Source organism: Tianweitania sp. (assembly GCF_032053605.1).
GTDB lineage: Bacteria > Pseudomonadota > Alphaproteobacteria > Rhizobiales > Rhizobiaceae > Tianweitania.
Window position 1 is genome coordinate 1 of the sequence record NZ_DAMBUH010000077.1, and the last position, 7,681, is coordinate 7,681.

8 protein-coding genes are annotated in these 7,681 nt (G+C 62.4%); all 8 read right to left on the reverse strand.

Features of this window, described 5'->3' with window-relative positions:
* Positions 1 to 72: 72 nt before the first annotated feature.
* Entirely contained in the window at positions 73 to 1,134 is a 1,062-nt protein-coding gene (locus tag RTX98_RS15265) for a hypothetical protein (protein WP_312797686.1), read from the reverse strand.
* A complete protein-coding gene (locus tag RTX98_RS15270) occupies positions 1,131 to 1,493 on the reverse strand; it encodes a metal-sulfur cluster assembly factor (protein WP_312797688.1) in 363 nt (120 codons plus the stop codon). Before RTX98_RS15270 ends, RTX98_RS15265 begins: the two co-directional genes overlap by 4 nt.
* A 129-nt stretch (positions 1,494 to 1,622) precedes the next feature.
* Positions 1,623 to 3,185 carry a glutamine-hydrolyzing GMP synthase gene (guaA, locus tag RTX98_RS15275; RefSeq protein WP_312797689.1) on the reverse strand — a complete coding sequence of 521 codons (1,563 nt, stop codon included), beginning with the start codon at positions 3,183 to 3,185 and terminating at the stop codon, positions 1,623 to 1,625.
* A 37-nt stretch (positions 3,186 to 3,222) separates the two neighbouring features.
* On the reverse strand, positions 3,223 to 3,864 hold the full coding sequence (locus RTX98_RS15280) for a 5'-methylthioadenosine/S-adenosylhomocysteine nucleosidase (protein WP_312797690.1): 642 nt from the start codon (positions 3,862 to 3,864) through the stop codon (positions 3,223 to 3,225).
* Positions 3,854 to 4,315, reverse strand: coding sequence for a PaaI family thioesterase (locus tag RTX98_RS15285; RefSeq protein WP_189501025.1), 462 nt, complete (start codon positions 4,313 to 4,315; stop codon positions 3,854 to 3,856). Before RTX98_RS15285 ends, RTX98_RS15280 begins: the two co-directional genes overlap by 11 nt.
* Before the next feature lie 72 nt (positions 4,316 to 4,387).
* Complete coding sequence (locus RTX98_RS15290) at positions 4,388 to 4,840, reverse strand: TspO/MBR family protein (protein ID WP_312797691.1); 453 nt, start codon at positions 4,838 to 4,840, stop codon at positions 4,388 to 4,390.
* A gap of 45 nt (positions 4,841 to 4,885) precedes the next feature.
* On the reverse strand, positions 4,886 to 6,166 hold the full coding sequence (locus tag RTX98_RS15295; RefSeq protein WP_312797693.1) for an RsmB/NOP family class I SAM-dependent RNA methyltransferase: 1,281 nt from the start codon (positions 6,164 to 6,166) through the stop codon (positions 4,886 to 4,888).
* 113 nt (positions 6,167 to 6,279) lie between these two features.
* Positions 6,280 to 7,681, reverse strand: a 1,402-nt coding sequence (locus RTX98_RS15300) for a peroxidase family protein (protein ID WP_312797694.1), incomplete at its 5' end; no start/stop codon positions are given.

Below are 7,681 nucleotides of genomic sequence, written 5' to 3' on the forward strand. Positions count from 1 at the left end.
GACGGCAGCCTGTCTGGTTATCGTTGGGGTCTGGAGCGAAAGCGCGCGCTGATCGACCGGGAAGCCGAAGCGTCATCGTGACGGTTGTTTCTTCCAAGCCGTGCTGATGAGGAGAAGCGCATAAATGAGGATGCTCGCGACCGTTACCCAGGCCGAAACGGGAAGCACGTCAGGCCTGTCGGCGATATCGCCTACGACCCGCAACACGACGGCCAGTTGAAGCATCGCCGCCGGGAGGTAGAGGGCGGGCGTATAATGGATCGGCGCACGTGCGACGGCCGGCAGAATGATCGGCGCATGCGCGAAGACCATCGACAGCACGAAGCCGAGCGCAATGGTATGAACAGCCGCGTCATGGCCGGCAGAACTTACGTCGGGCGGCCATAGTGCTAGAACAGCAGCCGCGACCAGCAACCAGCCATAACCTGACAGCAGGCACGCCGCTGAGAAGCGTGGAAGACCTGCGATTCGAATGGTCCGCCGGCCGATATCATGCGCGAACAGCCAGACGGCGAGTGCTGCGATCGCCAGGCTGAACAGGAGGCTGCCGTTCCAGGGTTGGCCGAGTGCGAGTGCTGCGAGGAGCACGAGAACGATGCCGCCAAGCAGAACGCGGGCACCGGGCGAACTTTCCATCAGGCGTGACAGCTCGATCCGTTCAGACGCGATGGTCAGGAGAAGGAAGCACAGCCAGATATAGGTGATGTCGGAGATGCTCTGTCCGGCGAGCCACAAGCCGCTTCCGACCACCCACAAAGCCGCGCCCAGCGTCATGATGGTGGTGAACAAGGTCGGCAGCTGAAAGGCAGCGATGGCCGTCAGGGTCGTCAAGCCGATGCCTGCCAGGAAGAAGGCGGATGCGCCAAATGCGGGCTGATCCATTAGAAGAGACAGGACGCCAAGGATGGCCGCAGCGGGCACGGCAAATGCCGCAGATCGCCCGCTCGCAACCGCTCGCTCCAGGCTGACCAAGGTTCCGAAGAAGCCGCAGATCATCAGGGCGCCGTGAAACTCGATTGCCGTTGCCGGCGCAGGAGTAAGGCCGAACCGCGCAAAGCCGCCGGACAATCCGAGCACGAGCGACAGAACCGCTCCGCCCATCAGCCCGACGCGGAGAGAAGCGGCGGGTGTCATGCCCGTGCAAGCAAGCGAGACACGCCCTTCTTGAGCGCGCTCGCCACAAAGGACGGTTGTTTCTGGAAGCGCGCACGGACCTCGGGAACGGCGAGATCTGGGCTCCAGACCGCCTTCTTGTCGAGGATGATCGTGACCGCGAATGTCGGGCCCAACCGCCCTTCTACAGCGGTTCGCGCGCTGTCCGACAAGAAGGTGCCCAGCGGACAAGTGGGCGTCGTCACCATCATGATGACCGTCACCGCGTCGCCATCGATGGTGATCGACCGGACCAGCCCAAGGTCGACGATGTTGACGCCGAGTTCGGGGTCGTCGACGCTGCGGAGCGCTTCAGTGACCTGTTGCTGCAAGAAGCTCATCTTCGTTCTCACCTGCATCAGCCGCGAAGCGAAAACAATTCGGGCGGCTCAGGCTGCTATCGCATTCCCGGCCGCCCATTTCTTTGTGCCCCCGCAAAGTGCGGACAGGTCAGCGATCAAGATCGCCTGTCATTCCCACTCGATCGTGCCGGGCGGCTTCGAGGTCACGTCATAAACGACGCGATTGATGCCGCGGACTTCGTTGATGATGCGGGTGGCGGCGCGGCCGAGGAATTCCATGTCGTAGTGGTAGAAGTCGGCGGTCATGCCGTCGACCGAGGTCACGGCGCGGAGCGCGCAGACGAACTCGTAGGTGCGGCCGTCGCCCATCACGCCGACGGTTTGAACCGGCAGAAGGACGGCGAAGGCTTGCCAGATTGCGTCGTAAAGGCCGGCCTTGCGGATTTCGTCGAGATAGATCGCGTCGGCTTCGCGCAGGATTTCCAGCTTTTCGCGGGTGATGCCGCCGGGGCAGCGGATCGCGAGGCCGGGACCGGGGAACGGGTGGCGGCCGATGAAGCTGTCGGGCAGGCCGAGCTCCTTGCCGAGCACACGGACTTCATCCTTGAAGAGTTCGCGCAGCGGCTCGACCAGCTTCATGTTCATGCGGTCTGGCAGACCGCCGACATTATGGTGCGACTTGATGGTGACGGACGGCCCACCGGTGAAGGACACGCTTTCGATCACGTCGGGATATAGCGTTCCCTGCGCCAGAAAATCGGCGCCGCCGAGCTTTGCGGCTTCTTCCTCGAACACTTCGATGAAAAGCCGGCCGATGGTCTTTCGCTTCTTTTCCGGATCAGACTCGCCTTCCAGCGCGCCGATGAAGCGGTCAGCAGCGTCCACCAGGATGAGGTGGAGATTGTAGTGCTCGCGGAACATCTCGACGACGTCCGCCGCCTCGTTCTTGCGCATCAGGCCGTGGTCAACGAGGATGCAGGTGAGTTGCTCGCCGACGGCTTCATGGATCAGAAGGGCCGCGACGGAAGAGTCCACTCCGCCCGACAGCGCGCAGATGACCCGTCCCGAACCGACCTGATCGCGGATGGCCTGTACGGCATGCTCGCGATAAGCGCGCATGGTCCAGTCGCTCTTGATGCCGGCGATGCGGTGAACGAAGTTGCCGAGCAGCTTGGCGCCGTCCGGCGTATGAACGACTTCCGGATGGAACTGAACGGCATAGAAGCGGCGCTTTTCATCGGCGATTGCCGCATAGGGTGCGCCTGTGGAGGTGCCGACAACGCGGAAGCCTTCCGGCAGTGCGGTAACGCGGTCGCCATGGCTCATCCAGACCTGATGGCGGGTGCCTTTGGCCCACAGCCCCTCGAACAAGGCGCAATCATCCTGGATTTCCAGGAAGGCACGGCCAAATTCGCGGTGATGGCCGGCTTCGACGCCGCCGCCGAGCTGAGCGCAGATCGTCTGCTCGCCGTAACAGATGCCGAGCACCGGGATGCCGGCGTCGAAGATCTTCTGCGGCGCGCGCGGGCTGCCGATCTCCGTGGTGGAGGCCGGGCCGCCGGAAAGGATCACGGCCTTCGGCGCGATACGGTCGAAAGCTTCATCGGCGGATTGGAAAGGAACGATCTCGGAATACACGCCGGCTTCGCGGACGCGCCGCGCAATCAGCTGGGTGACCTGGCTGCCGAAATCAACGATAAGGACTGTGTCGGGGGCAAGTTCTTCGCTCATGGCGAGCGTCTAGAGACATACGGCGCTTTACGCAAGATCAGAGCGCAATGATCCCACTATTCAAGCCATCTTCCAGACGATCCACCGCGTAGGCAAGGTTCTCGTCGACGATGTGCAGATAAGCTGTCCAGTCGCCGACATGGGTCAGCTCGGCGGCTCCATCCGAAATCCCGCGCAAGGCGATCAGCGGAATCTTGTAGCGCGTGGCGGCGCGCAGCAATGCAAAGGTTTCCATGTCGACCATGTCGGCATCGATCCGGTCGTAAGCTGCGCCCGACACGATGTTCGCGCCGGTCGACAAAGTGGCCGTTGGAACGTTGGGAATTTGGAAGGGCAGCGGCAGAACGGCCGGCAGATCAAGGAGCGGCGTGACGCCGGGCGGGAAGCCGAGCGGCGAGGCATCCATGTCGCGGTAGGACACGCTGGTGGCCTGATAGACCTTGGTCTGCTCGAGTACACGGCTGCCGGCGGAACCAAGCGAGACGATGAGGTCGGGCAGCAGGCCGTCATGGTCCAGTTCGGCCAGCGTTGCGGTCAAGACAATGGCCGCTTCAACCGGACCGATGCCCGTCATCAAAGGCTGGAAGCGGGCCTGGAGAAAGGGTCCATATTCCGCCTGCGCCGCCATGACGAACAGCACGCGACGGCCGGCGATGCGCCTGAAGCGTTCAGCCCGCAATGCCGTCTCGGCCTACAACCGTCATCATCGTGCCTGTCATGGTAGCAATCAGCTTGGCTTCGCCATCGGCGCCGAAGGCATAGGCTTGACCATCGGCCACGATAATGGTGCGGCCGGGCTTGGTGACCTCGCCGCGAAACAGGAAACGTTCGCCTTTGCCCGGCGCGAGCAGGTTCACCTTGAACTCGATTGTCAGCACAGCGGCATCGGATGGCATCACCGTGTAGGCGGCGTAACCGCATGCCGAGTCCATGGCGATGGAAATGACGCCGGCATGCAGGAAGCCATGCTGCTGCGTGAGCTGGTCGGCAAAGTCCATCTCGATCTCGACAATGCCCGGCGTGACACTCGTCAGCTTGGCGCCGATAGTGGTCATGACTTTCTGGCGGGCGAAGCTTTCGCGAACGCGATCTTCGAAATCTGCCCCTGCAACGAGCTTGCTAGCTGCCATCAAACCTCACGCTCCCCATCGGGCAGCTATGGCAAATGCCGGCCAGTGACGCAACGCCAAGAACTGGTCCGGCTAATTCAACACCATAAGAGAGATGTTGAGATAGGTCGCGAAAGCGGTCCAAAGCGCATAGGGCACGAAGAGCCAGGCCGAAAGCCGATCAACACGCCAGCTCAAGGAAATGAAGGCGAGGATCGTGGCCAGCAGCGCGAGGATAACGACAAGCGCCAGCGCCATCTGCTGCAAGCCGAAGAACATCGGCATCCAAAGGAAGTTCAGCACCAGCTGCGCCCACCACAGCTGCATACGGCGGCCGGTGGGTTGCGCCTGCCAGACGCGCCAGCCGACGAAGGCGATAAAGAGGTAGAGGATAGTCCAGGCCGGCGCGAAGAGCCAATCCGGCGGGTTGAAGGGTGGCTTGGCCAGCCCTTGATACCATTCGCCGGGCCGGTTGGTGGCGCCGATCAACAAGCCGCCGCCGACAACCAGCAGCAAGAACAGGACAAGAGAGAGGATGCGCTTCATGATGATGATGAAGGTAGCGCCTCCCCTTCCCTCGTCCAGATAGGATCAGGCGCGGCGTTCGAGCGCGGCGAAGAAGAAGCCGTCGGTGCCGGTGGTCAGCGGAGTCATGACGATACCGGAGGCAGAGAAGCGGGCTTTGCCGGTCTCAAGACGTTCATTCCAAAGCGCTTCCTGATCGACGCAGGCGAAGTCTGGATGGCGCTGGAGGAAGGCTTCGACCTGATCCGTGTTCTCTTCGGCGAACACTGAGCACGTCACGTAAGCCAGGCGGCCGCCGGGTTTTACGAAGCGGGCGGCGTTGTCGAGGATGGCGGCCTGTTCGCCGATGCGGACATCGAGCTGCCGGGTGCTCAGGCGCCATTTGGCGTCCGGGCGGCGGCGCCAGGTGCCTGAACCGGTGCAAGGTGCGTCGATCAGAACGAGGTCGAGCTCGCCTTCCAGTTTGTCCAAGCTATTCAGAGAGGTAACAGCTTGGACGTTGCGGGTTTCAGCGCGTTTCAGGCGGTCAAAGATGGGGGCCAGGCGGGATTTATCGGAATCATAGGCAAAAATCTGGCCGCGGTTTTCCATCTCAGCTGCTAGCGCGAGGGTTTTTCCGCCGGCACCGGCGCAGAAATCAAGCACCTGCATGCCGGGCTTCGCGGAAGCCAAAGTGGCGGCGATCTGCGAGCCTTCGTCCTGAATTTCGAACCAGCCCTTCTGAAAGGCGGGTTCGACCTGCACATTTGGGTGGCGTCCAGAGCCTTCGATCGGTGGAATGCGGATGCCATTCGGCGAAATGGCAGACGACGTTGCTCCTGTTTCGCTGATATCAGCGAGCACTCGATCGCGGTTGGACTGCAACCGGTTGACGCGCAGATCAAGCGGCGGACGCGCGGCAAGAGCTGCGGCCTCGGCGACCCAATCCTCGCCAAAGGAGCGTTCGAGATGCGGCTGGCACCAGTCGGGGATGTCGGCACGGACGACATCGGGAGCGTCGATAAGTTTCCGAGACGCGATGGCGGATTTTTCCGTTTCGCTCAGCGGCTCGGGCGCGAAGCGGTCGCCGTCGAGCGTGCGGTCGAGGCTGTCTGCCGTTTCGCCCCATTCCAGCAGAAGCGCGCCGAAGGCTGCGGCACGGGGGCTCTCTTCGTCGAGCTGCCAGGCGGCGGAACGACGGCGACGCAGCGCGTCATAAACGATGTTGCCGATCGCGGCGCGGTCGCCGGCCCCGGCGAAACGATGGGACAGGCCCCAGTCCTTCAAAGCGTCGGCCGCAGGGCGGTGACGCTTTTCCATGTCGGACAGGACTTCAATTGCTGCCGCAAGCCGACCGCCAAGACGCATATCGGTATTTCCCGTGTTCGGATTGACCCGTTCGCGACATTGCTAGCGAGATGGTGGGAAAAAGAAAAGGGCCGGGATTGCTCCCAGCCCTTTCAACTTGATGGACGAAAGCCTCAGCCCTCGAGGCGATCCGGCTTCTGGATGTCGAAGCGGTCAGCGTTCATGACCTTGACCCAAGCTGCGACGAAATCCCGTGCGAACTTCTCCTTGGAGTCGGTCGTGGCATAGACTTCGGCATAGGCGCGCAGATGCGAATGCGAGCCGAAGATGAGGTCGATGCCGGTTGCCGTCCACTTCGGCGCCTTGGTCTTGCGGTCGACGCCCTGATAGACGCCATTGGCATCGGGTGCCTGCCACTCGGTCGCCATATCGAGCAGGTTGACGAAGAAGTCGTTCGTCAGCGTGCCAGGCTTGTCCGTAAATACGCCATGCTTGGTGTCGCCGTAGTTGGCGCCGAGCACGCGCAACCCGCCGAGCAGAACGGTCAATTCTGGACCTGTGAGGGTCAGCAACTGCGCGCGGTCCACCAAAGCCTCTTCCGGCTTCAGGAACTTCAGCTTGGTGGAATGCGTGTAGTTGCGGAAGCCGTCATAGCGTGGCTCCAGCGGTGCGAAGGAGAGAACGTCGGTCTGCTCCTGGGAGGCATCGCCGCGACCCGGTGCAAACGGCACCGTGATGTCGAGACCGGCATCCCGAGCAGCCTTTTCGACGCCGGCAGCACCAGCCAGAACGATCAGGTCGGCGAGCGTCACCGACTTGCCGAACTCAGCCTTGATCGTCTCGAGCTTCTGCAGAACGGCCTGCAGCTTTGCGGGCTCGTTGGCTTCCCAATCCTTCTGCGGCTCCAGGCGAACGCGTGCACCATTGGCGCCGCCGCGCTTGTCGGAGCGACGGAAGGTCGAAGCCGAAGCCCAGGCGGTGGAAACGAGCTGCGCGACCGAAAGGCCGGACGCCAGGATCTTCTCCTTCAAGGCTGCTACATCGCTGTCGGCCAGAGGCTGGTCGTTGACGGGAACGACGTCCTGCCAGATCAGCTCTTCCTGCGGCACCCAGGGTCCGAGGTAACGCACGCGCGGACCCATGTCGCGGTGGGTCAGCTTGAACCAGGCGCGGGCAAAGGCGTCGGCGAACTGGTCCGGGTTCTCGTAGAAGCGACGCGAGATCTTCTCGTAGGTCGGGTCAACGCGCAAAGCTAGATCCGAGGTCAGCATGGTCGGCAGATGCTTCTTCGAGGGGTCGAAAGCATCCGGGATCGATGGCTCAGCGTTCTTGGCCACCCACTGCTTGGCACCGGCCGGGCTCGTGGTCAGTTCCCATTCGTTCTCGAACAGGTTCTTGAAGTACAGGTTGGTCCACTTGGTGGGCTCCTGCGTCCAGGTGACTTCGACACCGGCGGTGATGGCGTGGGTGCCGTGGCCAGTTTCGTACTTGCTTTTCCAGCCGAGACCCTGATCCTCAAGCGCACCGCTTTCCGGCTCGGGACCAACCAGCGACGGATCGCCCGCGCCATGCGTC

What these genes read in the sequence shown, in the direction of transcription:
- RTX98_RS15270 (WP_312797688.1), bottom strand. Translation starts at nt 1,493, where the DNA reads ATGAGCTTCTTGCAGCAACAGGTCACTGAAGCGCTCCGCAGCGTCGAC.
- RTX98_RS15285 (WP_189501025.1), bottom strand. Translation starts at nt 4,315, where the DNA reads ATGGCAGCTAGCAAGCTCGTTGCAGGGGCAGATTTCGAAGATCGCGTT.
- guaA (WP_312797689.1), bottom strand. Translation starts at nt 3,185, where the DNA reads ATGAGCGAAGAACTTGCCCCCGACACAGTCCTTATCGTTGATTTCGGC.
- RTX98_RS15265 (WP_312797686.1), bottom strand. Translation starts at nt 1,134, where the DNA reads ATGACACCCGCCGCTTCTCTCCGCGTCGGGCTGATGGGCGGAGCGGTT.
- RTX98_RS15290 (WP_312797691.1), bottom strand. Translation starts at nt 4,840, where the DNA reads ATGAAGCGCATCCTCTCTCTTGTCCTGTTCTTGCTGCTGGTTGTCGGC.
- RTX98_RS15295 (WP_312797693.1), bottom strand. Translation starts at nt 6,166, where the DNA reads ATGCGTCTTGGCGGTCGGCTTGCGGCAGCAATTGAAGTCCTGTCCGAC.